This is a genomic window from Bacillus sp. MRMR6, assembly GCF_001940785.1.
Classification (GTDB): Bacteria; Bacillota; Bacilli; order Bacillales; family Cytobacillaceae; genus Neobacillus.
This window is the reverse complement of the sequence record NZ_MSLS01000028.1, coordinates 26,956-49,572: the sequence shown is the minus strand read 5'-3', so window position 1 is coordinate 49,572 and position 22,617 is coordinate 26,956. Positions and strand designations below refer to the sequence as shown.

Genomic DNA, 22,617 nt, shown 5'->3' with positions numbered 1-22,617 from the left:
TATATGATTATCTAACAGCACAGCGGTTTGGCCCGATCTCCATCTCACGTTGCTTTTCTAAATCAGGATTCATTTTCCCCATATTTGTTTCACGAATTTCTTGATATGCATTTGGCTGTGGTGGTAAATTTTCTGTTACTAGCTTTCTAAACTCATTTTCATCATCAATATTTAAACCGTGATTTTTTGCAAATAAAGTTCCTAGTTTTTCTGATACACTTCCATCTTCGTTTAGTTCTTCAATAATCATAAAGTGTGCTGGAAGGACCACTAATTCTTCTGATAACTCTCTGTATCGTTTATAAAGACTTTCTCTTAAGTCTGCAACCCAATCTTCCGCCATACCTGCTAAATCAGGTCTGCCAATGGAATCAATAAATAGAATGTCTCCAGATAGTAAGAACTTTTCATCCACCACAAAAGATGTTGAACCAATTGTGTGTCCTGGAGAATACAATGCATGTATATTAATTGTAGTGTCACCGATTGTTACATCATTTCCTCCCTCTAAACGAGAATATTCAAATGTAACCTCAGCAGCATCCTTTGGTGGTAACCAGTATGTTGCATTGGTTTTTTCAGCGATCACACGTCCGCCAGAAATATGGTCTGCATGTAGATGTGTATCAAAAACATGTTTGATAGTAGCGTTAATACTTGCTGCAAAATCAAGATACGTATCAGTCATTCTAGTTGCATCAATAATAGCCGCTTCGCCTTTTGAGACAACCATATAGGATAGACAGCCTTTTCCAATACGTACAAATTGATAAATTTCGCCGCCATCTTTGAAGTCTCCAACTTTAACTGGTTCTAAGTGTTCACTCCATGCTTTCATTCCACCTTCAAGGTAAGAAACTGATAAACCTTCTTCTGAAAGCATTTCCGCTATCATGACAGAAGACCCTTCTTTCGCACATACAACCAAAATCTCTTTATCGGCTGGAATCTTTGGCAGTATTTCTTCTACACCATCTAGCAATTCAAAATAAGGAATATTTAAATACTCAAAGTTTTCGCCTTCAATTTTCCAATCCTGAAAGTCACTTTCATTTCGTACATCTAGAATGAAAAATGGTTCTTTATTAAATACCTTCTTTGTTACTTGTTTTGATGTCATAGCTGTTACTGTCATATCCGATTACCCCCTATGGTATATTTAAGTGTAAAAAAATTAGATTTAATTGAGAGGCAGTTAAGCCCCTAGATAATTAGTTGTTTAGGCTGTTTGTTTTTCCGGTCCATTCACCCATGCCTGGCATAACATTAACCACTTTTGAAAAACCATTTTCAGTTAATTTTTGTGCAGCAAAGTCACTGCGATTTCCTGTACGGCATACTACATAAATTTCAGCTTCTTTGTTTAAATCGGTTAAGCGATTTTCCAATTCACCTAAAGGAATCGAGATTGTATTTGGAATATGGTTAAAAACATATTCTGCCGATTCCCTTACATCAACAACAACAATATTTTCATTAGATATTAATTTGTTTTCTAATTCATCATTCGTTATAACATTAGGATGTTTTCTTTCAGCTTTTTCTTCATTAGAAGATTTTCTCAAGTAATGTTTTAAAACATTGTCTTCTTCGATTGTACCTAGATATTGGTGCCCTGAGCTTTGTGCCCAAGCTTTAAGATCAGCTTTTGACCCTTTATCTGTTGCAAGAACCTCTAATACTTGACCAGCTTCTAATCCATTCATCGCTTTCTTTGTTTTAACAATCGGCATCGGGCATGCTAAACCTTTTGCATCTAATACGAAGTCAGTTTTTAATGAAGTCATTCGTTTGGCCTCCTGAATTTACCCAAAGGGGTATAGTTTGTGCTAAAAGATTTTCTCTTAATCTATTAAATAAACAAGTTAACATGACCATCTTCAGCATCAGCTAAATAGGCTGCAACTCCTGCATATTCGATATGATCTAATAACTCTGCTTGCTGAAGTCCAAATAAATCCATTGTCATCGTACAAGCGACTAATTTAATTTCTTGCTCTTGTGCCATTTCAATTAATTGAGGAAGTGTCATAGCATTGTGCTTCTTGATCACATTTTTAATTAATTTAGGCCCAATACCCGCAAAATTCATATTTGAAATACCCATCTTATCAGCGCCTCTTGGCATCATTTTTGCAAACATTTTTTCTAAAAAACCTTTTTTAACCATGATATCTTCATCTTTACGTAAAGCATTTAAACCCCAGAATGTGTGAAAAATCGTTACTTCATGATCATAAGCAGCTGCTCCATTGGCAATAATGTAGGCTGCCATTGCTTTATCATAATCTCCACTAAATAATACGATTGTTGTCTTTTTTTTCTCTGACATGTAATTTTCCCCCTATTTTCTTCGTTTTACCAATACTAGTATGGGTATATTATGAGTTAAAAAAATTTAACCCTTTTTTATCCAAAACTTTAACACATCATTTTCCTCTTCATGTTTTAACAAATCATGGCCTCCAGATTTAGCCCATGCTGTAAGATCATTCTTTGTACCTTTATCCGTCGTATAAATTTCTAATACTTGGCCTGATTCTAAGTCATTCATCGCTTTTTTTGTTTTTACAATTGGCATTGGACAAGCTAAACCTTTTGCGTCTAATATTTTATCTACAGTCATTTTTATGATCTCCTTTGTTCAGTGATTTGGTTATCAGTATTACCCATAGGGGTATGTTAACAGGTAAAAAAACAGAAGTCAATTCTTTAAATTAACTTTAATTAAATAACCTGTAACTTTGAATTTCTTTTTTATTAAGAAGCGAATAGCTAGATTCTTTTCAACTGAATCGGTTGCAATAATCATTAACTTGTTAGTAGGAATCTCTTTATAGAATCGCTTTAAATAAGCGTATGGTATATTGATACTATTATTAATCGGTTCTTTGGCAGTTGTTTGATAATCTCTTAAATCCAAAATAAATTCTTTCTCAAACACCGAATAATCATTAACTTTGTATACACCAAGCACTGGCGCATATCTTTGATATGAATAAAATGTAATAATAGCTGCTATTAAAATATAAAAAACCATCTCATGATGCCTCCATCTCTTATACTCACAAGCTATATATTATACCCATTAGGGTATATTGTAAAGTGGTTTATTCTCAATGTCTTATTGTTTCATAAAAAAAATAAACAGGTATCGCTACGATACCTGTCCAATCTTACCGTGATTTATTTTTTAACTATAGAAACTAGGTTAGTTAAAAAGTGGTTAATCAAATTAAAAGACTCATTCAAAGAAAGGGCTTCACTATAACCTTCAACATAGTTTAAGGCGAAATTTAAATTCCATAGCCCATCGTCCCCACTAAACATTAAATCAAATTTTGCTTCCTCACCGTTTAAATGACTGTTCAGATAATCCCTTATTGCTGGCTCGTATTTTTTTTGAAGCTTTAAACCTAACATAACATCATATGTACCAAAAACATCATCGGTTTCTAAAGAGACAGCATCAACACCATTTTGTTCAAAAACGGTTGATTCTAGATAGATAAATTCACTTTTATGATCTCTAAGATAACTAAGTGGTTGGTTTAAAAAAGCAGATGACTCCTGTGCTATCATATTTTCTGTTTCTTTACTACACCGCTCAATATAGGCACCCTCAAAAAAATTGTTCACCAAATCGTATAACCTCCTATAGTCCTTTACTTCCAATTTTGCTGGTTTAATACAAAAAAAGCAACTTATTACGCCTTTAAATCTCACATCTATACTAATGGTTCATTTGATGCAACAAATACAACATAATGGAATTATACGTTTGTAAAACGGGAATCTTTACGTTAGTATATTTTTATACAGGCGGTATACTTAAAAATAGGGTGATAATGATGAATGATCGAAAACAGCATGTTATTAAAATGGCTCACCAGTTATTTATAGATAAAGGTTATCAAGCAACTTCTATCCAAGACATTTTAGATTATAGCGGGATCTCAAAAGGAACCTTTTATAATTATTTTTCATCGAAAAGTGAACTGTTAATTGCCATTTATAAATCGATTTATAAAAAACTGCAAAAAGAACGTAATGAAATACTGATCGGTCAAAATCCCTCTGATATTGAAATTTTCATCAAGCAAATGGAAATGCAAATGATAACAAATAGAAAACACAAACTAATTACCCTTTATGAAGAGGTAATGGCTTCTAATGATGTTGACCTTAAGCAATACATCCAGAGAAGCAGGTTAAATTCTCTCCGCTGGTTATATGGAAGGTTCATTGATTTGTTTGGAGAGGCTAAGAAAACATATTTATTAGATTGTGCGATTATGTTTACAGGGTTATTACAACATAACCTCCAATACAACCGTATGGCTCTTGAGTCAGGAGAACAGATCAGTCATGTTGTTCGATATAGCGTTAAGCGTTTAGTAAAAATGGTAGACGATGTTACAAAGGATGGAGACCAGTTACATGGACCGGAGTTGTTGGAGAAGTGGCTGCCTGGGTGTAAAAAAGATAATCGTGAAATCATTGAACAACTCAATAAAAATATTGCTTCCTTAAAGAATCTGTTTCAAAAAAATATAAATGATGAAAAGAATTATGAAAAGTATACTGAACTCTTAGACTTTATCCAAGAAGAAATCATCCATACCAGAGTCCCAAGAAAATATTTAATTGAAAGTGCACTTTTTTCCTTAAATCAAAATTCTGCAGGTCTTGGGCAAAAGGAATTACAACTATTAGACCACATCGTGAAAGACTTTTATAATAGCGATGACGAAAACCAATAAAATTCAAATAGCCCCATCTAATCCGGATGGGGCTTTTCCAATTCACGATTCCCCTTTGATTTTGGGAGATTATCACGACATGACATCGAAATCTCAGCATCTGCCTATACAAAACTTTGCTGCCTAACGTAATTTAATACATGGAGAGACTTTTGTATCAGTTATAATCCCTTCATTCAAAGTATAGGAGGTGCTAAGAGTATGGAGGATTATCCTAAAATGGATTTAGAAAGTGTTGACAAAGCAAAAAAATCACTTTTTGGAGATTTTATGTTTGGAAGATTACATTCCCCTCATACAGATGAACATAAGCTACAGAGCCCTGTTCAAGAAGATGAATCTAGTGAAGAGGATTCTAAAACTTCAGTAATTCACACGGAGAAAAATGAAAAATTAAAATCTATAGACACCGCTAGCGGCAGTTTTATTATTACAAGGGTCTGGGATGGTTGTAATATGGTGTTCTTTAGAAAAAGAATTAAAAAAAGGAAATAATAAGATTTATGAACAGACCCTGTTAATCAGGCAAATTCATATGAATAATAGAAATGACAGGTACCTTTAAGGGGCCTGTCATTTTTGCACCTCTAAAAAGTGAAGTGGAAAAAAATCGAATTTTAAAGGTGCATATTATCAAAAAAAAATCACACAATAAGCATAAAAAGGAGGTGCCTGTATGAATCATATAAAAGCTCTACTTATAAAGTTCATTTCCACCCTTGCTCTTTTAACGATCATTCTTGGATTATTCTTTGACATGGCTTTTAGTAACATTTTTCTTATTACCTTGGTTTTAGGTATCGCTGCCTACCTAATTGGTGACATGTTTACATTACCAAGAACTAATAACCTGTTTGCTACTCTTGCTGATTTTGGATTAGCATTTTTCATTATTTGGATCATGAGTGTAAACCTTACTATAGGCGACGGCCAACTCCTTATGTCATTATTTGCAGCTCTAGGTGTTGCCGTGTTTGAATACTTATTCCATCGCTATTTAGCTAACAATATTCTGACCAATTCCAATGAGCGCTCACGCCAAACTGGTATCATACAGTATCAAACAGAGGCATCGGAAGAATTAACACCTGTTAGGCCTGATGTAAGGACTAACGATGATGAAAACAAATAAAAACTTAGGCACCATTCAAATATGAATGGTGCCTCTAAATAAACATCTTTGCTCATTTATAAATTAATAAATGCTTCTTCAGCTGTGGCTTTCTTCTTTATTACCTTAGTTTCATATAACCACTGTGCAACATTCTCCCAGGTTGAAGGATCTTGATACCCAAATGGTTGATTATTTGAATGCATTAGCGGGAGTAGCATTTCTAAACTCTTACTTTCAATATCCTCGTCAAGCGGTGAAGATTGATTTTCGTGATTCAATAATATAGAAAGAGCTTCTTTCGGATGTTCTACAACATCATTCTGCCCCTTGGTTATTGCCGCAATAAATTTTTTAAAGACATCGGCATTTTCCTTTAGCGCATTTTCACTTGCAACCAGCACTAATTCATAATAGTCTGGTACACCATAATCAACAGGATTGATCGTCCGAACTGGATGCCCCTCTTTTTCAAGAAGTAATTTCTCATGATTTATATAAGCACCGATGAGAGCGTCCGTATTTTTCGTAGCAATTGCAGGAATGAGGTCCCAGCCGACATCAACCATCTTTACCTTATCATATTTTCCTCCATCAGACTCTATCATTGTTTGTATGATAGCTTCATTCAATGGTATGGATGGGTATCCGATTGATTTACCCTCCAAATCTTTTGGGGATTGAATGTCTCCATTAGTTGGGACCATTAGTTGGTTGAGAGGATGGCGAACAAGCGCTGCAAACGATACAACTGGTATATCCTCGCCGCGAGCAACTAGCACTTGCGGCTGATAACTAATTGCCATATCAATCTTGTCAGCGGCAACAAGCCTTAAGGGGTCATTTGTATCTGCAGGCATTTGTATCTCTACATCTAAGCCTTGTTCTTTAAAATAGCCCTTTTCTTCGGCTACATAGAGGAAGGAGTGTACAGCATTGGGATACCAATCAAGCATTAAAGTTACTTTCTGTAATTTTTCCTCAGAATCCTGCTTCCCATTGGATACAGCTTTTTCCGATTGACCGCATGCACTTAACATTAATAGTAACGCGCTGATCATCAGCAATAAATTCTTTTTCATTGTATAGTACTTCCTCTCCACATTATCGGGTATTATTTTTTAGTAATTGTTTTTCTATTAAACTTATACAAATAAACAGGATGATTCCAAGCAGTGACAATAGAAAAATTGCTGCAAATACAGCATCAGCCTGTAAATTCCCTGACATTCTTCGGCTAAAATAGCCTAAACCTTCGCTTGCACCCAGCCATTCACCAATTGTGGCTCCGACAACTGAATAGACAACTGCCATTTTAAGCCCAGAAAACAGTGACGGTAATGCCATCGGGACCTGAACCATTTTAAATATAGTCCAGCGGGATGCCCCCATTGTCAACAGTAATTCCCGGTATTCATTTCCCCCAGCTTTTAGGCCATCATATGTACTCACAACAATAGGAAAAAAGGTAATTAAAATGGTTACAGCGACTTTACTCCATATCGTGTACCCAAACCACATAATAAAGATCGGAGATATGGCAATTAATGGTATAGTTTGTGAGATTACCAGGAATGGATACAAAACCTTTTCTAAGGAACGAGAAAAGTGCATTCCTACTCCTATCAATAATCCCCCAAATAGTGAAATTCCAAAGCCAATTAATACCTCTATAAGGGTAGCTGGCAGGTGCACTTGCAGTAAAAGCTGGTGATTTTCCATGAATGAAATCCATATTGCTGATGGGGAAGGCAAAATAAAAGATGCAATCCATCCTTGAATAATGACCCATTCCCATAAACTAAAGAGCAGAAGGGTAACGAGAAAAAACAAGCCGTACTCCCCTGTCAACTTTTTAACGATTCCTTTACCCATGAATAAGCTGCTCCAGTTCTTTTCTTATCTTAATAAAATCTGGCTGATAGATCAGTTCTGATGTCCTTGGTCTCGGCAGGGTTACCTTTATTTCTTGAAGTGAACTTCCATCCACATGCAGAAGGTAAATGCGGTCACTTAACAGAATTGCTTCCTCAAGATCATGGGTAATGAATAATACCGTTTTTTGCAGTTCCCCCCATAACCCTAGCAACCAATTATGCATGTTACGTTTCGTTAAGGAATCAAGCGCCCCAAATGGCTCATCTAGCAGTAATAAATCTTTTCCTGTCATGAGCGTCCTTAAAAAAGCAACGCGCTGCCTCATGCCTCCTGACAATTCATGAGGGTAGGAATTTTCGTACTTAGCCAATCCAAACCTAACTAACCATTCACGAATTTCAGGTAATTTTACTAGTTTGTTTTTCTTTGTAACCTCAATAGGGATCACGATGTTTTCTAATACCGTTCTCCACGGTAATAGTAAATCTTTTTGCGGCATATAGCCGACCATTCCGAGTCTATTTGCTGAGGTCTGATTACCAATTACTATTTTCCCTTGATTTGGTTCAAGTAAGCCAGTTATTAATCTGAAAAGTGTACTCTTCCCTGACCCACTCGGACCAATGACTGAAACAAATTCCCCTTGCTTAACCTCCATGGTTCCATGCTTAATAATTGGTTCCGTGTTTCCAAACGCATAGGTTATTTCTTTGATTGAAAGCATAGAGGGCTCAAACAGGCCAATCTCCTCCCTGATAAACCATATCCCAAAACATATATTCAAACTTTGAAGTAGTCAGAAAATGTTCTTCTAAATGTGACAACTCCTTTTCTGACTTCCCATCTGCAAGTTCATCTAATAAATCAATTAACCAAGTTGCCAATTCACCGAATTCATCAGACGAATACATAGTAACCCACTCACCATATAATGGATGCTCTTTAGATTCTGGATACTCCCTAACTAACATTGTTCCAATCTCCCAGTAGCTCCACATACAAGGCAGGAGTGCAGAAATTAATTCTGCTAATGAACCGTTTTGTGCTACGTTTAGCATGTAGCGCGTGTAAGCTAAATTCATGGGAGCTGGTTTTGTCTCTTCAAGCTGGTGGTTCGTTATGCCAAATCTTGACGCATACCCACGATGTAATTCCATTTCCCCATGAAGTGTCTCATGTAGGAGTTTTGCAAACGCAGCCATGGTTTCTATATCTCTTGCCTTTACTGAACCTAGTGCAAAAAGTCTTGAATAATCAATTAAAAATACATAATCCTGTTTCATGTAATGGATAAACGAGTCTGCTGGAAGATCCCCCTTACCTATTCCCACTACAAATGGATGCATATGTGTTTTCTCCCAAATTCCACTTACTTTGTTATAGAGCGAATCAGTAAATTTCATAGGTTTACCTCCTCCTTCTTCGTATTGCACCATGTAGCTATAAAGACCGCTAATGTTTTGGTAAAGTCCAGTAATTGTTGAAGCTCAACCCTTTCGTTTACTGCATGTGCATCCTCTAGCTTTCCTGGTCCGAAAATAACCGTTGGAATGCCCGCTCTACCAAGCCATCCGGCATCTGTGACAGTTTCTGACATTCCGATGAATGGGCTTTGATTCAACATTTTTTCATATGAGCTTATTAACTGACGCATTCCTGGATGTTCAGGATCAATCTTTAATGATGGAAAAATCTCACCGCGGTCAATAATCATTGATTTTCCACCCCAAACAAATTGAGGTGGATTATCTCGAAGCCATGGATCTGCTGCAGCAACTGCACTTATATGCTGTTCAATTTCCTTCACTACCTCTTGATAGTCTTCATTAGGGTAGAAGTGAACCGTTACCCAAAGAGAACATCTGTCAGCAACGAATGCAGCATGCCTCCCTCCTTCAATTACGGCAGGATTAATGGTATTTGTCCCTGGTGGAAACCCTTCATAGCTTTTCGTCACAGCCCAGTGGCGTTCAAGTTCCTGCAGTCCAGATATGACCTTCATCATTTTCTCAATCGCACTAGCTCCGTTAACACCGCCTCCCGCATGAACCATCTTCCTGCGTAGCCCATCGTGAAAGGTTTCTCTGCTCTCAATCGTAATCCAGCCAGTAATCACACCACCTTGGCCTTGAATATGTAAATCACTTGTATCAACAACAACTGCATAATCGGCTGTATATCCTCTTTCTATACAAGCAAGGGTTCCAGCCTCACCAACTTCCTCGCCAATCACAGATTGAAATTGAAGATCACCTTGAAGCGTAATACCTAGTTCCTTTAGCAGCTTTATAGCTAATAATGATGCAGCAATACCACCTTTCATATCAGCAACGCCACGACCATAAACATAGGGATTTTGAACCCTTAAAGTAAATGGAGATGAATTCCATCTTTCACCATCACCAACCTCGGCTACATCGATGTGGCCATTAATAATCAGACTATTATATTGGTTAGGAGATTCCCCTTGTAGAATACCTACAACATTCGGGTCATTAGGATATACATCCCATTTATCTGTTGCAAATCCTAAATCCTTTAAGTAATGTTGAATAAATTCTTGAACATCATTCGTATTACGGGCAGGTGGACTTACGGTAGGGAATGCAATCAGTTTACTTAATAATTTAATTAATTCCTTTTCTCTATGTTCAACTTCGTTGGTTATTATTTCTTCAATTGTTTTCGATAGCATATGATCGCTCCTTTAGCCCTTACAAAATCCTCGTGTCCTTAGAGAAGGTTTACTATTAAATAAGTACCTACTTATAGTTATCGATTCCATTTGCATTTAATGAAAAAACTCGATTTTTGAAGAATACTGCCAAAATAATGAACCCAATGAGCGCACCAGCAAAAGAGCTGAAAATAAATAACGGAATAAATCCAAATAATGTAGCTTCCCTTCCAAGAAATAGAGTGGCAATTGGATAGGAGAGCATGGCCCCAAAAATCCCAGTACCGATTACTTCACCGGTAAAGGCTAAAGACAATTTTTTTGTTTTTAGGAATAAGAATGAAGCTAGTAAGGCACCCACCATGCTTCCTGGAAAAGCAAAAAGTGAACCTGTGCCCATAATATTTCTAAACAGCGATACCCCAAAGGCCTGGGCTACAGCGTAATAAGGTCCTAATAAAACTGCTGATAAAACATTTAAAAAGTGCTGAACGGGAAAGAGCTTTGTAACCCCGATCGGTATAAAAAGTAGATTGCTAGTCAAGGTCCCTATGGCAATGAGCATGGCCGTTAATGTGAGCTTTTGTGTTTTTTTCATTTTTGTTACCTCCATTAGTTTTGAATTTGAACAAACCGTTTATATATTTCTTAACGTCCTTACAGCTTCCAGTGGTGATGCTGCATGAGTGATGGCAGTAATCACTGCGACACCATCTGCACCAGACCTGAATACAGTTGAGGCATTTTCAACAGATATCCCGCCAATTCCCACTATCGGAATTTTGAATCCTTTCCCTCTTAAAGCTTCAATTAATGTTGTACCCTGTGTTGCCCTAGCATCCTTTTTTGTTTTTGTTGTGAAAACAGGCCCTATTCCAAAGTAATCCGCTCCTCCTTGGATGGCCGCTTCTGCTTCATCAGGTGTATGTACGGAAACACCTAAGATTTTTTTGCCGATCTTCTCTCTGACTTTCTCAATCGGTTCATCCTCTTGCCCGATATGAACTCCATCCGCATTTAGTAAAATAGCAAGTTCAATGTCGTCATTGATGATAAAAGGGATATCATGTTTTCTGCAAATCTGCTGGAGTTTCTTTGCTAGTAGATATTTTTCAGTACCTTCAAGTGCCCCCTCTCCCTTTTCGCGAAATTGAAACAGTGTAATCCCCCCTGCAATTGCTTCCTTTAATACATCTTCCGGTGAAATCAGGCAATTTGGACTGCCCATAATGAAGTAAACCTTCAAGGCCGTTCGTAACTTTTCTTGATTCAGCGATGTCACTTGATAACCTCCTTTTTGATTCTTTTACGATATGCCCAATGATTGGTTGGTCCGTGTCCTCCACCCATTCGCAAATCATCTTCTATCGCAGCCTGGATAAAATCCTTCGCTATCATAACTGCTTTGTATACGTCAGCTCCTTTTGCAAGTTCGGCCGTGATGACAGCAGAAAAGGTACAACCGGTTCCATGTGTGTTGCTTGTTAATATCCGCTTACTTGTAAAGCTGTAATAATCCTTACCATCAAACAAGATATCTCTTGATTCAGATGCCGCTTCATCATGCCCGCCTTTTATCACGATATTGTTAACACCCAAATTCCACAGCCGCTTTGCAGCCTCCTTTTTCTCCTCAATTGTTTTAATCTTCATCCCTGTTAGAACCTCTGCCTCCGGAATATTAGGGGTAATAACCGTCGCTAGAGGCAGTAAATATTCTTTTAAAGCCGTTATTGCCTCCTGTTGTAGTAACGAAGCTCCACCTTTCGCAATCATGACAGGATCTACGACAATATTTTCCCACTGATATTGTTTTAATTTTTCTGACACAGCTTTGATAATTTCTGCACTAAAAAGCATTCCAGTTTTCACTGCATCTGCACCGAGATCGTCTCCGATTGCCTCGATTTGTTTTACCACCGCTTCCGCAGACATTGGATACACTGCCTGCACTCCCAGGGTATTTTGTGCGGTAACTGCCGTTATTGCCGTCATACCAAAGACATCAAGTTCTTGAAATGTTTTTAAATCGGCCTGTATTCCTGCTCCCCCGCCACTGTCAGAGCCTGCAATCGTCAATGCTTTTTTCATTCTTGTTTCCCCCTCACTTACAATTTTTTATAAGAACCGTACTGGAACACATCTTCACTTGTCACCCTTGCCAACTGGTTAAGGAACTCTATTTGAAAACTGCCTGGGCCCTGTTCTGCTGTTTTTTCTGCGGCCTTTTCAGCAGCAATACCGTAATAGGAAACGGCTGCAACTGAGGCTAATAATAAATCCTTCTCTACACCTGCAAACGCTCCAATAACGGAAGTTAATAAACACCCGGTGCCTGTCACCTTAGTTAAAATTGGATGTCCGTTAGAAAGCAAGTATGTGTTAGTTCCGTCACTGACAACATCATCTTTTCCTGTAATAACAACAACGGTGTTTAACATTTGGGCTGAATTGACAGCTAATTCAACCACATTACCGTTTGCTTTACCCGCATCTACCCCTTTCATTTCCCAGCTTCCACCAGTTACATTTGCAATCTCAGAAGAGTTGCCTCTAATAATGGAGACCTTTAATTCCCTCATGATTTTTTGGGCAGTTTCGGTACGATATGGTGTTGCTCCTGCTCCTACAGGGTCAAAGATCACCGGGATGTTGTGTTCATTGGCTGTTTTCCCCGCCATTATCATTGAATCGATCGTTGCTGGATTTAACGTACCGATATTCAATACAAGTGCACTCGAGATCCTTGCCATATCTGCAGCCTCCTCCGCGGCATATGCCATGACAGGTGAAGCACCAAGTGAAAGGAGCCCATTTGCAGTAAAATTCGTAACAACAACATTCGTAATATTATGTATTAAAGGGTTTTCGTCTCTTACTTTTTGTAAGAGTGAGTAAATAGCTGACTTTTCCATTTGTTTTCCTCCCTTTCTAGATACAAAAAAGCCAGGTCCCATAAAAGGACCTGGCTAGTATGTAAGTGAATATTAAAATAAATAAGAAATCACTCGACTACTTTCCTACGCTGGTATTACCCAGATCAGGTCCAAAGGGTTAAAAATTTGCCAATTTTCTCTCAGCCCGGTATATGGGCACCCCTAGTAGATCTCAAACAATATGAAATTAACTAAATACTAAACCTATTAAACAAATAAGTAAAGTAATTTATTTCCTGAATTTTGTTTGTTTACATAATAATTTTATAATAACTTAAAGCTTATTTCCGTGATAAAGGTGTAATTCAAGAATGCTTTTGATGTCATCTGGGATGGGTTCGGACTTTTGTGTATGTAGATTAAAATTCACATACGTCACTGTGCTTTTTGCACAAATCTTTCCATCTTGATGGATTTCTTCATACAACTGTAAACTGGTATTCCCGACTCTTTTGACCCAGGTATACACCACTACATCCCTTCCAAAGTAAATTTGTTTTAGATAATCTACATTCATATTTAAAATTATCATCTTCCAATTATCGAATGAACTGTCAGGTGTAAATAATTTAAAAATTTCATTACGGGCTGCTTCGAACCAAATGGGGACGGTCGTATTGTTTATATGACCAACACCGTCTGTTTCAGAAACACGCGGTTCTATTATTTTTTCATACATAAGTAAATCCTCCATCCCTGCACGGATTAAAACTATTTATTTACTAATACTCCTTCGAAGGCATTTCGATAGATTCCTTGAATTGCCTCAAAGGTGAACGGCATCGGGCTTCTGTCTAGCAATCTCTTTTGCTTCATTCCATTTTCGGCCAAGCGGTTTATATCTTCAAGCTGGATTTGGTAGTCAGCAAGTGTTGTCGGCAGTCCGACATCCCTCACTAAATCTAGGAAACCTTGAACAACAGCTTGGGCAATTTCCCGTTCACTTTTTCCTTCAGTTGGCAAGTGGAAAATCTCAGCTACTTTACCTAATTTATCCTTACACGCTGGCCAAATATAGTCATAAACATATGCCATCAGGACGGCGTTAGACTCTCCGTGCGGAATTTTAAATAAGCCTCCTAAAGGATAGGCTAATCCATGCACTCCTGCCACGCCTGCATTGTAAAAGCTTAAACCCGCTAATAAACTTCCTAATGCCATTTGTTCCCTAGCCTCTTGATCCTGCCCATTCCAGACAGCTCGTCTGATACTTCCAACAATCCTGCTCATCGCCTCTAATGCCAATGTTTCTGTCACAGGTGTAGCATTTACTGATGTATATGATTCCAATGCATGTGTGAAAGCGTCAATCCCGCTTGCCGCGGTAACACGAGCTGGCAGCGTGTAAGTTAGTACCGGATCGATAATTGCATAATCAGCCAGTAAAAACTCATGGGTAATGACGTCCTTTGTGTCTTCTAATGAAAAGACAGCAATGTCAGTTACTTCCGCACCAGTACCCGATGTGGTCGGAATTAATACTTTAGGAAGACCTTTTTCGGTTAGCTTTTTACCGCCGCTTAAGTTTAGATAATCTTCAATATACCCCTCATTAGCTGCTAAAACAGCTGCGGCCTTTGCTAAATCAAGCGCACTGCCACCGCCAATACCGATAACTAACTCTGGTTTACTCTTTCGAACCTCTTCAACCACTCGGTTTCCCACTTCTACTGGCGGTTCTGGTACTACATTCTTATTTAGGTACACCCTGATCTCTTTTTCCTTTAAAATCTCAAGTATTGGTAGAATCAAACCAAGCTCTTCTAAAATGGGATCCGTAAGTAAAAAGACAGTTTTGATATTTAGTTCAGCTAAAATATTGTCCAACCTACTTAAAGATCCTTTACCATGATAAATCTTTTTTGGAGAAATAAATTGATACATCCGCACATCTCCCTTTTTTATACAATTTATTCTCGATTTGGTTAGACTAGCACTGTAATACAACTAACCTCAGTCTTAAAAGAAAGGCACCATCCTCTTGGATGATGCCTCATTAGTTTACCTTGCAGGTTCACCTTGATAGCTTTGACGCAGTTGATACTTCAAAACCTTTCCAGAAGCATTTCTTGGTAATTGGTCCAGCTCATAGATCACTCTCGGAATTTTGTAGCCGGCCAGCTGTTGACGGCAGAACTGCTGCAACTCTTCCTGATGAATAAACTTACCTTGCTTTGGCACTACTATAGCTGCTACGGTTTCACCCCACACCTCATGAGGAATTCCAATAACCGCGGCCTCTAAAATATCCGGGTGTTTATACAGTACTTGTTCGACTTCAGTGGAATAGACATTTTCTCCTCCAGAAATAATCATGTCCTTTTTTCTGTCGACAAGCGTTAAATACCCATCTTCATCAATCGTTGCTAAGTCTCCTGTATAAAGCCAGCCATCCTTTAGTGCCTTTTTTGTTTCCTCAGGCTTATTATAATATTCCTTCATGATGGATTCGCCTTTGATGATAAATTCGCCAACCTGTCCCGGCTTTACATCGTCACCGTTTTCGTCCACAACTCTTGCATCCGTAAAATGATTCGCCTTACCTGAAGCCCCGAGCTTTGTCTTATGCTCATCCGGTAACAGGTACACTCCCCCTGGTCCACCTTCAGTTAGACCACACATATTAAAAAATTGGTCGGTTCCGAACATCCTCATCGATGCTTCAATTAATGCTACCGGCATAGGTGCTGCCCCGTATCCACAGCGTGTTACACTTGAAACATCATACTGTTCCTTATTTGGAACTTGTAGTAAGAAGTTATACATCGTCGGAACTCCAAAGAATAGACTAATTTTATATTCATCAATGTCTTTTAATGTTTGAACTGGATTAAAGTCCTGGTGTATTACTTGAGTGCAGCCTAAAGAAGTACCAGGGATTAAAAATAAATTTAGTTGCGCGCAATGAAATAATGGTGCGATATGCAGCAATTGATCCTCAGGACCCATCTTGAACATAATCATCATACCGATCCCAACATGGAGAACTCGATGATGATCAAGGACCACTCCCTTTGGAAAACCTGTTGTCCCAGAAGTGTAAAGAATTTCTGCATCATCTGATTCTAAAACACCCACAGAAGGATTTGCTTCGGAAGAACTGCGGAACTCCGATAAAAGCATTTGATTTTCTAGTTTCCTCGCTCCAGCAATTACCTGAAGCTTTAGGTTATTATTTGCTTCTGCAGCTTTTGCTAACACTTCAGTAAGATCTTCATCGGCAAAAACAATTAAACAGTCGGAGTCATTCAAAATGTAGCTGATTTCATGTGACGTTAACCGAAAATTAATGGGAACCGCTACCCCTCCGGCCTTCAAAATCCCAAAATAAGTAAAGGCAAACTGATCAGAATTCTTCATTAAGATTCCAATCTTATCTCCCTTCTTTACCCCATAAGCAAGTAAGGCATTCGCAATTCGATTCACTTCAGCATTGTACTCCGCATAGGTATACACCCTATCCTTAAAAATAATCGCTGATTTATCAGCATTATTTCTAGCATTTCTCTCTAACCCCTCAAATAGATTCATCCAATTGCCTCCTTATATTCAACAAATTCCGATCGGTGCCTGTCACCCTAATAAATTTTTAGCAATGATTGTTTTCATGATTTCGTTTGTCCCAGCATAGCGCTGGTTCGGGCGGGGCGAGTCTTCCTCTAGAAATCATCGATAAAGTAAAAGGAAATCTAAATCTTTGATTTTTGGTGAGTGGACAAACATCGTGTACATCGTTGGTACACCTAAAAAGTTCGTAATCCGGCAGTCTGTAGTTTCTGTAGAATTTGACTAATATTCACTACATCATCCTCCTTAAACCTATAAAACTATTTTTAAACTTGCTTAAAATAGGTATACGGACATAATGTATGCGTTTACATTTTGGTGTATGAGTAAATTTTTCCTAGATAGGAAATGGGGTTAGCTGTGGTAATATCCAGGCCTTTGCCTTTGGTGGTACTGTAATCTTTTAGATTAATAGTGTCAGTGAAACTCTCCTCCTTCCTGCGAATATCCTCGAAACTATTCTGTATATTCAGATAGTTATACTGCTTTATCAGTTTACTTGAAACATCCTAATAGCGTCAACTGATTTCCAATTTTTACATGTAAAAAACGGAAAATCTACTTCTAGAGAGAAGCAGATTTTTCCTTAAATCATTATTCTCCTTTATTTGGTATAATCCATACATGTATTTCCTCATGAAGAACCCAATCACACGGATTGGGCCTTTTAAAGGGAATTATCAGGTTTCATTGCAGTTAAAGAACCTATTTGTGTTGTTGTCATTGCTGCAACTCTATTTGCATACGCCGTATATTCCTCCAATTGGAATAGGTTTGTTGGCAATCCTTTTTCATGAAATTGGTATAAAAGTGCAGCCATAAAAGCATCACCAGCACCAGTGGTGTCAATAGCGTCTACTTCTATCGAGGGAACATTAACCTTTCTGCCTTTCATAACAGCGATGGCACCTTTACTGCCTAATGTTATAAATAAATAGGGAATATTATAAACTGAAACAATTTTCAATGCGTCCTCAATCAGATCAGTCTCTGTTAAAAAAAATAGTTCTTCTTCAGTAAGTTTCACAATATCTACATGCTCTAACTGTGAACACACTGTTCTTCGACACTGACTTGCACTTTCCCATCTCTTTAGTCTCAAGTTAGCATCGAACGCAATAAGAGTGTTTGCTTCTCTGGCAAATTTTAATGCTTTCATCGTAGTTCTTTTCGCCGTTTCATGAAATAAAGTTCCCGAACCAAAGTAAAAAATTCGTACTTTGTTAAAAACTTTCTCATCCAGCTCGTTTTCTGTTAGCACTACATCTGGCGTATTATTTATGTACTGGTGGAAATATCGTTCACCCTTTTCATCCAGGTGAACATACACCACACAAATATCCTTAACAGAAGTACGTACACAAAAGTTTGTATTAATTCTTTCCTTAGATAATTCCGATTCAACAAATTCACTAAGTTGATTGGTACCAAATTTACATAAATAATACGAGGGAATTCCTTGTCTTTTTACACCTGCGGCAACGTTAACCGTAGCACCGCCAAGCATCTGCTGATACTTTGTATTAGTAGAGTCGACTGAAATTAAGTCGACAAAAGCTTCCCCAAGTGAAATAACACCTTGTTTTTTCAACAGTATCCCCCTAAGATGTAAAGTCTTTTTCTTTGTAACATTTGCAGGAGGTAATATGATCATTCACCATTCCAACTGCTTGCATAAAAGCATAACAAATCGTGGACCCAACGAATTTAAATCCTCGTTTCTTTAAATCCTTACTTATTTTATCACTAATATCAGTTTTTGCAGGAACTTCTGAGAGTTCCTCAAATTGGTTCTGAATCGGTACTCCATCAACAAATGACCAAATATAGCGGCTAAAAGAACCAAACTCTTCAACCACCTTTAAAAAGGCGTGGGCATTTGTAATAACTGCATTTATCTTAAGCTTGTTTCGTACAATCCCTTCATTATTTAAAAGTTCCGAAACCTTATTATCATCATACTTGATAATCTTCACGGGATCGAAAACATCAAATGCCTTGCGATAATTTTCCCTTTTCTTTAAAATCGTATACCAGCTCAAACCCGCTTGAGCACCTTCTAAGTTCAAATATTCAAATAATAAACGATCATCATAAACAGGAACACCCCATTCATGATCGTGATATTCGATATAAAGTGGATCCTGATTAACCCAGCCACATCTGCTCAATTTTCTCTTCCTCCTTATCCTCTATCAATCAAACAAGAGGAGACACAAATGCTGTGCCTCCTCTCATTTTACTAAAATTATTAACGTTCACAAACCTTTTAATCATTGTTACTAAATACAGTTACAAAAGGTGATCCTCCATCATGCGCAGCATGTCACTATCAGCGTTTAGAATATCTTGTTTAGCTCGCTGACTCACTTCTTTGGCCGCTTGCTGTGCTTCTAACAAAGCAGCTTTTGTATCAATAGTTGTAATCTGACGATTTTCCATTACTATTTTTCCATTTATGATACTAGTCTCTACTTCATGACCTCGTGCTGAATACACTAAATTTGGAACGATATTTCGAATTGGGTCCATATAAAGAGGACTTAATGTTGGTTCTAATAGATTAATAATAATTAAATCCGCTTTCTTCCCTCCTCGCAGTGAACCTACCTCATGATCAATTCCCATCACCTTTGCCGCTTCAATCGTTGCCATTCGAAGCGACATCGCCGCTGGAAAAACAGCCGGATTCGAGCGCTTTACCTTGTTCAAAATTGCTGCGAATTTCATTTCATTAAACATATTGTTACAATTATTCCCGGGTGCTTGATCTGAGCCCAGACCTGCAACTCCGCCACTCTCTATAAACTTCAATACAGGTGGAACAAGTCCGTCGATGATTCCAATGCTGCCTGCGCAATAAATCATCCCTGCGCCGCTTTTAGCAACAATTTCTGTCTCCTCATCTGTCGCTTCTGTTAAATGAACAGCGATTAATCTCTCATTTAAGTACCCCATTTCTTCTAAAAATGAAATACTTCGTTTTCCATATCTCTTTACCATTTGATCAATTTCACGATCACCCTGAGCAACATGCATATGCAGTTTAGTATCGTATTGTTCTGCTAATCCCTGCATTTCTTTTAATAACTCTATACTCATTAAATCTGGCCCATGAGGACCTAAAATACATGTAATGCGCCCATCTGCACTTTCATGGTATTTTTCAATTAGCGAAAGATTATTTTTCAATTTTCTTTCTCCAATCTCGGAGTAAAAAGGATAAAGCTCGCCAACTGGAATATCACTAATATGATCTGGAATCTCATTAACCAGCTCTGCTACCCGTGCACGCGCACCGATTTTAATATAATTTTCTACTAAACTACTCATCGAGCTGTCGTAGTCACAAAAAGTTGTCGTTCCGGCTTGAATTCCTTCAATAATATTAACCATTGAGCCCTTTTTACTCGCTTCAGGGGTTACATGCTTCATAAATGGCCAAAGCCCTTTTTGCATCCAGTGATTAATGTCCTGTGCTACACCACGAAGCAATGCCAAACCTGTATGGATATGGGCATCGATTAAACCTGGCATGACAAGTTTATTTTGTGCGTCAATCACCCTTTCAGCTGAGTAGTCACGAGTAATTTCTAATGTTGACCCAACCGCTTGGATTGTATTCCCTTTTATGGCAACGGCACCATCTTCTATTAGACCTACCCCCTTCCCTTCCATGGTCATTATTAATCCATTTTGAATAATCAAATCCACCTTCATGTTTTACGCTCCCCTAACTCGACAAATTTTGTTGATTTAAAAGCCTAAGTTCTAGATGACTGAATATTATTATTATACTAATATTTATATTAATAAAAAGAAATTAATTTTTATACTTTAATATTTTTCGAATTATGCTAATATATCTATAAGACAAGGAGGTGGGTCAATGGGTCTAGTAAAAATTCAAGGTGAGAGATGGTTTCCTTCAGAAGCAACATTTGGTTCGGAATTACCATCATTATGGGGTAATTGGTATTGTGATTCCGAAGTTGGAAAATTACGAGCGGTTCTTGTAAGAAGACCAGGAAAAGAGATTGAAACGGTTACCGAAGCAAACTTTTCTCAATTTCGCTGGAAAGCACCAATGAATGTAGAGAAAGCTAGAGCTGAACATGATCAATTAATGGCTATTTATCGTTCACACGGGGTTGCTATTCATTATGTCGAAGATGGCAGAACCGATCGTCCGAATTCACTTTTTATGAGAGATCAAGTGTTTATGACACCAGAAGGCGCAATTGTTTGCAGGCTCGGGATTGCTGCACGGCGTGGTGAAGAAAGGTTTGCTGCAAAAGCATTAGGGGAACTTGGAGTGCCGATTATTAAAACCATTAACGGAGAAGGCATTTTTGATGGTGCATGTGCCATGTGGATTGACCGTGAAACAGTTCTGCTTGGTACCGGAGCAAGAGCGAATCAAAACGGAGCTGCTCAAGTGGAAGCTGAATTACGCAATCTAGGTGTAAAGTACATAGTACCATTTGAAATTCCTTATGGGCATGCCCATCTCGATGGTTTAATCAATATAGCTGACCGAAAAGTCGCAGCACTTTTCCCTTGGCAGGTTCCATATGACGTTGTCAAAGTTCTGTTAGACCGTGATTTTACGATTATTGAAGCTACTCATACAGAGGAAATAAAAAATAATGCCTGTATAAACTTTGTTGCTTTAGAACCAGGAAAGGTTGTCATGCCGGCAAATTGTCCCGAGATGAAAGCTAAATTAGAAGCTGCGGGTGTTACCGTTATTGAAACAGATGTTACGGAAATCTTAAAGGGCTGGGGAGCGATTCATTGTATGACAGCTTTTTTACAAAGAGATCCGATAAGTTCTAACTAAATTGAAGGGTGGAAAAAGTAAATGAAAAAAATGTTTAGTGTTTTACTAGTCTTGATGTTAGCCATTATGGCAGGTTGTACAAAGGAAACATCAACTTCGGAGAAAGTACCCTCTACCATTGATAGTATATTAAAAAATAAAAAATTGGTTGTCGGAACTGCCCCAGGCTATTTCCCTTTTGAAATGAAAAATACAAAAGGTGAATTCATTGGTTATGACATGGATACTGCAAGAGCAATCGGTGAGGCGCTTGGTGTAGATGTTGAATTCAAACAATTTGGTTTTGATGGTCTTATCCCTGCACTTGGAACTGGTGAAATTGATATGATTATTGCTGGAATGACCATTCGTGGTGACCGTGCACTTGCTGTTAGCTTTGCAAATCCTTACTTCCAAACAGGACAAGTATTAATGGTACCTAAAGGTGATTCCACTACAAAATCTTGGGAAGAACTTGACCAGCCGGGTAAAAAAATCGCTGTTTCTTTAGGAACAACTGGTGCCCTTTTAGCAAAACAAATCTTTAAAAATGCAGAAATTGCTGACTTCGAAGATTTCCCTGCAGCATCTATGGCACTTGTACAAGGTCAAGCAGATGGAGTTATTTATGACGAGCCAGGTGTACGTTCATACGAGGCTATGAATCCAAATAATGTACGTGGTGTATATGAATTAATTTCTAGTGAAAACTTAGGGATTGCTGTTCGTAAAAATGACTTAGAAACAGTTCAGTGGTTAAACTCTTTCCTAGATTCCTATAAAGGCAGTCCAACAGAATTAGCATCTTTCAGCAAATGGTTTGATAATGTTGATTGGATGGATGAAGTAGAAGAAGAATAAGA

At 38.0% G+C, this 22,617-nt stretch carries 26 protein-coding genes and 1 riboswitch; of the genes, 5 read left to right on the top strand and 21 right to left on the bottom strand.

Going from position 1 to position 22,617, the window contains the following annotated elements:
• Positions 1 to 7: 7 nt before the first annotated feature.
• The 6 genes from BTR25_RS20465 to BTR25_RS20440 form a co-directional block, all read right to left on the bottom strand.
• Positions 8 to 1,135, bottom strand: coding sequence for an MBL fold metallo-hydrolase (locus tag BTR25_RS20465; RefSeq protein ID WP_075689887.1), 1,128 nt, complete (start codon positions 1,133 to 1,135; stop codon positions 8 to 10).
• A gap of 76 nt (positions 1,136 to 1,211) precedes the next feature.
• Positions 1,212 to 1,787: a sulfurtransferase TusA family protein gene (locus BTR25_RS20460; RefSeq protein WP_075689886.1), complete on the bottom strand. Its 576-nt coding sequence runs from the start codon at positions 1,785 to 1,787 to the stop codon at positions 1,212 to 1,214.
• A gap of 65 nt (positions 1,788 to 1,852) precedes the next feature.
• Positions 1,853 to 2,332, bottom strand: a complete 480-nt coding sequence (locus BTR25_RS20455; RefSeq protein ID WP_075689885.1) for a DsrE/DsrF/DrsH-like family protein — start codon at positions 2,330 to 2,332, stop codon at positions 1,853 to 1,855.
• 66 nt (positions 2,333 to 2,398) lie between these two features.
• Positions 2,399 to 2,626 carry a sulfurtransferase TusA family protein gene (locus tag BTR25_RS20450; RefSeq protein WP_075689884.1) on the bottom strand — a complete coding sequence of 76 codons (228 nt, stop codon included), beginning with the start codon at positions 2,624 to 2,626 and terminating at the stop codon, positions 2,399 to 2,401.
• 78 nt (positions 2,627 to 2,704) lie between these two features.
• Positions 2,705 to 3,040 carry a rhodanese-like domain-containing protein gene (locus BTR25_RS20445; protein WP_075689883.1) on the bottom strand — a complete coding sequence of 112 codons (336 nt, stop codon included), beginning with the start codon at positions 3,038 to 3,040 and terminating at the stop codon, positions 2,705 to 2,707.
• Between the two features lie 146 nt (positions 3,041 to 3,186).
• Complete coding sequence (locus BTR25_RS20440) at positions 3,187 to 3,639, bottom strand: branched-chain amino acid aminotransferase (protein WP_139311300.1); 453 nt, start codon at positions 3,637 to 3,639, stop codon at positions 3,187 to 3,189.
• A 209-nt stretch (positions 3,640 to 3,848) separates the two neighbouring features.
• On the opposite strand from BTR25_RS20440, the gene BTR25_RS20435 reads away from it, so the two are divergent.
• The 3 genes from BTR25_RS20435 to BTR25_RS20425 all read left to right on the top strand — a co-directional run bounded on the left by BTR25_RS20435 (position 3,849) and on the right by BTR25_RS20425 (position 5,895).
• Positions 3,849 to 4,763, top strand: a complete 915-nt coding sequence (locus tag BTR25_RS20435; protein WP_254842760.1) for a TetR/AcrR family transcriptional regulator — start codon at positions 3,849 to 3,851, stop codon at positions 4,761 to 4,763.
• Between the two features lie 201 nt (positions 4,764 to 4,964).
• Positions 4,965 to 5,258, top strand: a complete 294-nt coding sequence (locus tag BTR25_RS20430; RefSeq protein WP_075689880.1) for a hypothetical protein — start codon at positions 4,965 to 4,967, stop codon at positions 5,256 to 5,258.
• Between the two features lie 181 nt (positions 5,259 to 5,439).
• The gene (locus BTR25_RS20425; protein ID WP_075689879.1) at positions 5,440 to 5,895 is read left to right on the top strand and encodes a YndM family protein; all 456 of its coding nucleotides are present in this window, start codon (positions 5,440 to 5,442) and stop codon (positions 5,893 to 5,895) included.
• Between the two features lie 56 nt (positions 5,896 to 5,951).
• Here the strand turns inward: BTR25_RS20425 and BTR25_RS20420 are convergent, their stop codons facing one another.
• The 15 genes from BTR25_RS20420 to BTR25_RS20350 all read right to left on the bottom strand — a co-directional run bounded on the left by BTR25_RS20420 (position 5,952) and on the right by BTR25_RS20350 (position 20,652).
• A complete protein-coding gene (locus BTR25_RS20420; RefSeq protein WP_075689878.1) occupies positions 5,952 to 6,956 on the bottom strand; it encodes an ABC transporter substrate-binding protein in 1,005 nt (334 codons plus the stop codon).
• 22 nt (positions 6,957 to 6,978) lie between these two features.
• On the bottom strand, positions 6,979 to 7,749 hold the full coding sequence (locus BTR25_RS20415) for an ABC transporter permease (RefSeq protein WP_075689877.1): 771 nt from the start codon (positions 7,747 to 7,749) through the stop codon (positions 6,979 to 6,981).
• Positions 7,742 to 8,476 carry an ABC transporter ATP-binding protein gene (locus tag BTR25_RS20410; protein ID WP_075689876.1) on the bottom strand — a complete coding sequence of 245 codons (735 nt, stop codon included), beginning with the start codon at positions 8,474 to 8,476 and terminating at the stop codon, positions 7,742 to 7,744. The genes BTR25_RS20415 and BTR25_RS20410 overlap by 8 nt, the downstream gene beginning before the upstream one ends.
• A 7-nt stretch (positions 8,477 to 8,483) precedes the next feature.
• A complete protein-coding gene (gene tenA, locus BTR25_RS20405; RefSeq protein ID WP_075689875.1) occupies positions 8,484 to 9,155 on the bottom strand; it encodes a thiaminase II in 672 nt (223 codons plus the stop codon).
• Positions 9,152 to 10,447 carry an acetylornithine deacetylase gene (locus BTR25_RS20400; protein ID WP_075689874.1) on the bottom strand — a complete coding sequence of 432 codons (1,296 nt, stop codon included), beginning with the start codon at positions 10,445 to 10,447 and terminating at the stop codon, positions 9,152 to 9,154. The genes tenA and BTR25_RS20400 overlap by 4 nt, the downstream gene beginning before the upstream one ends.
• 67 nt (positions 10,448 to 10,514) lie before the next feature.
• Positions 10,515 to 11,027 (bottom strand): energy coupling factor transporter S component ThiW, encoded by a 513-nt coding sequence (thiW, locus tag BTR25_RS20395; protein ID WP_075689873.1) that lies wholly within the window; start codon positions 11,025 to 11,027, stop codon positions 10,515 to 10,517.
• A gap of 39 nt (positions 11,028 to 11,066) precedes the next feature.
• Entirely contained in the window at positions 11,067 to 11,702 is a 636-nt protein-coding gene (gene thiE / locus BTR25_RS20390; protein WP_139311299.1) for a thiamine phosphate synthase, read from the bottom strand.
• 5 nt (positions 11,703 to 11,707) lie between these two features.
• On the bottom strand, positions 11,708 to 12,520 hold the full coding sequence (thiD, locus tag BTR25_RS20385; protein WP_075689871.1) for a bifunctional hydroxymethylpyrimidine kinase/phosphomethylpyrimidine kinase: 813 nt from the start codon (positions 12,518 to 12,520) through the stop codon (positions 11,708 to 11,710).
• Positions 12,521 to 12,537: 17 nt separating this feature from the next.
• Positions 12,538 to 13,344 carry a hydroxyethylthiazole kinase gene (gene thiM, locus BTR25_RS20380; protein WP_075689870.1) on the bottom strand — a complete coding sequence of 269 codons (807 nt, stop codon included), beginning with the start codon at positions 13,342 to 13,344 and terminating at the stop codon, positions 12,538 to 12,540.
• 85 nt (positions 13,345 to 13,429) lie between these two features.
• Positions 13,430 to 13,539: riboswitch (TPP riboswitch) on the bottom strand.
• A gap of 100 nt (positions 13,540 to 13,639) precedes the next feature.
• Entirely contained in the window at positions 13,640 to 14,044 is a 405-nt protein-coding gene (locus BTR25_RS20375) for an acyl-CoA thioesterase (RefSeq protein ID WP_075689869.1), read from the bottom strand.
• Positions 14,045 to 14,076: 32 nt separating this feature from the next.
• The gene (locus BTR25_RS20370) at positions 14,077 to 15,249 is read right to left on the bottom strand and encodes an iron-containing alcohol dehydrogenase (protein WP_075689868.1); all 1,173 of its coding nucleotides are present in this window, start codon (positions 15,247 to 15,249) and stop codon (positions 14,077 to 14,079) included.
• A 117-nt stretch (positions 15,250 to 15,366) separates the two neighbouring features.
• Positions 15,367 to 16,896, bottom strand: coding sequence for a class I adenylate-forming enzyme family protein (locus tag BTR25_RS20365; RefSeq protein WP_075689867.1), 1,530 nt, complete (start codon positions 16,894 to 16,896; stop codon positions 15,367 to 15,369).
• Between the two features lie 703 nt (positions 16,897 to 17,599).
• Complete coding sequence (locus BTR25_RS20360) at positions 17,600 to 18,523, bottom strand: carbohydrate kinase family protein (protein WP_254842759.1); 924 nt, start codon at positions 18,521 to 18,523, stop codon at positions 17,600 to 17,602.
• Positions 18,524 to 18,533: 10 nt separating this feature from the next.
• Complete coding sequence (locus BTR25_RS20355; RefSeq protein ID WP_075689866.1) at positions 18,534 to 19,103, bottom strand: DNA-3-methyladenine glycosylase I; 570 nt, start codon at positions 19,101 to 19,103, stop codon at positions 18,534 to 18,536.
• A 121-nt stretch (positions 19,104 to 19,224) separates the two neighbouring features.
• Positions 19,225 to 20,652 carry an amidohydrolase family protein gene (locus BTR25_RS20350; protein ID WP_075689865.1) on the bottom strand — a complete coding sequence of 476 codons (1,428 nt, stop codon included), beginning with the start codon at positions 20,650 to 20,652 and terminating at the stop codon, positions 19,225 to 19,227.
• A gap of 169 nt (positions 20,653 to 20,821) precedes the next feature.
• Between BTR25_RS20350 and BTR25_RS20345 the strand changes: the two genes are divergently transcribed.
• Positions 20,822 to 21,775 carry a dimethylarginine dimethylaminohydrolase family protein gene (locus tag BTR25_RS20345; RefSeq protein WP_075689864.1) on the top strand — a complete coding sequence of 318 codons (954 nt, stop codon included), beginning with the start codon at positions 20,822 to 20,824 and terminating at the stop codon, positions 21,773 to 21,775.
• Positions 21,776 to 21,796: 21 nt separating this feature from the next.
• Entirely contained in the window at positions 21,797 to 22,615 is an 819-nt protein-coding gene (locus BTR25_RS20340; protein ID WP_075689863.1) for a transporter substrate-binding domain-containing protein, read from the top strand.
• Positions 22,616 to 22,617 lie beyond the last annotated feature (2 nt).

Excerpts from the sequence above, each read along its gene's own strand:
- BTR25_RS20415 (WP_075689877.1), bottom strand. The coding sequence starts at position 7,749 with ATGGGTAAAGGAATCGTTAAAAAGTTGACAGGGGAGTACGGCTTGTTT.
- BTR25_RS20445 (WP_075689883.1), bottom strand. The coding sequence starts at position 3,040 with ATGGTTTTTTATATTTTAATAGCAGCTATTATTACATTTTATTCATAT.
- BTR25_RS20340 (WP_075689863.1), top strand. The coding sequence starts at position 21,797 with ATGAAAAAAATGTTTAGTGTTTTACTAGTCTTGATGTTAGCCATTATG.
- BTR25_RS20375 (WP_075689869.1), bottom strand. The coding sequence starts at position 14,044 with ATGTATGAAAAAATAATAGAACCGCGTGTTTCTGAAACAGACGGTGTT.
- thiW (WP_075689873.1), bottom strand. The coding sequence starts at position 11,027 with ATGAAAAAAACACAAAAGCTCACATTAACGGCCATGCTCATTGCCATA.
- BTR25_RS20420 (WP_075689878.1), bottom strand. The coding sequence starts at position 6,956 with ATGAAAAAGAATTTATTGCTGATGATCAGCGCGTTACTATTAATGTTA.
- BTR25_RS20365 (WP_075689867.1), bottom strand. The coding sequence starts at position 16,896 with ATGAATCTATTTGAGGGGTTAGAGAGAAATGCTAGAAATAATGCTGAT.
- BTR25_RS20465 (WP_075689887.1), bottom strand. The coding sequence starts at position 1,135 with ATGACAGTAACAGCTATGACATCAAAACAAGTAACAAAGAAGGTATTT.
- BTR25_RS20425 (WP_075689879.1), top strand. The coding sequence starts at position 5,440 with ATGAATCATATAAAAGCTCTACTTATAAAGTTCATTTCCACCCTTGCT.
- BTR25_RS20410 (WP_075689876.1), bottom strand. The coding sequence starts at position 8,476 with ATGCTTTCAATCAAAGAAATAACCTATGCGTTTGGAAACACGGAACCA.
- thiD (WP_075689871.1), bottom strand. The coding sequence starts at position 12,520 with ATGAAAAAAGCATTGACGATTGCAGGCTCTGACAGTGGCGGGGGAGCA.
- BTR25_RS20370 (WP_075689868.1), bottom strand. The coding sequence starts at position 15,249 with ATGTATCAATTTATTTCTCCAAAAAAGATTTATCATGGTAAAGGATCT.
- BTR25_RS20460 (WP_075689886.1), bottom strand. The coding sequence starts at position 1,787 with ATGACTTCATTAAAAACTGACTTCGTATTAGATGCAAAAGGTTTAGCA.
- BTR25_RS20345 (WP_075689864.1), top strand. The coding sequence starts at position 20,822 with ATGGGTCTAGTAAAAATTCAAGGTGAGAGATGGTTTCCTTCAGAAGCA.
- BTR25_RS20455 (WP_075689885.1), bottom strand. The coding sequence starts at position 2,332 with ATGTCAGAGAAAAAAAAGACAACAATCGTATTATTTAGTGGAGATTAT.
- BTR25_RS20435 (WP_254842760.1), top strand. The coding sequence starts at position 3,849 with ATGATGAATGATCGAAAACAGCATGTTATTAAAATGGCTCACCAGTTA.
- tenA (WP_075689875.1), bottom strand. The coding sequence starts at position 9,155 with ATGAAATTTACTGATTCGCTCTATAACAAAGTAAGTGGAATTTGGGAG.
- BTR25_RS20350 (WP_075689865.1), bottom strand. The coding sequence starts at position 20,652 with ATGAAGGTGGATTTGATTATTCAAAATGGATTAATAATGACCATGGAA.
- thiM (WP_075689870.1), bottom strand. The coding sequence starts at position 13,344 with ATGGAAAAGTCAGCTATTTACTCACTCTTACAAAAAGTAAGAGACGAA.
- BTR25_RS20400 (WP_075689874.1), bottom strand. The coding sequence starts at position 10,447 with ATGCTATCGAAAACAATTGAAGAAATAATAACCAACGAAGTTGAACAT.
- BTR25_RS20450 (WP_075689884.1), bottom strand. The coding sequence starts at position 2,626 with ATGACTGTAGATAAAATATTAGACGCAAAAGGTTTAGCTTGTCCAATG.
- BTR25_RS20430 (WP_075689880.1), top strand. The coding sequence starts at position 4,965 with ATGGAGGATTATCCTAAAATGGATTTAGAAAGTGTTGACAAAGCAAAA.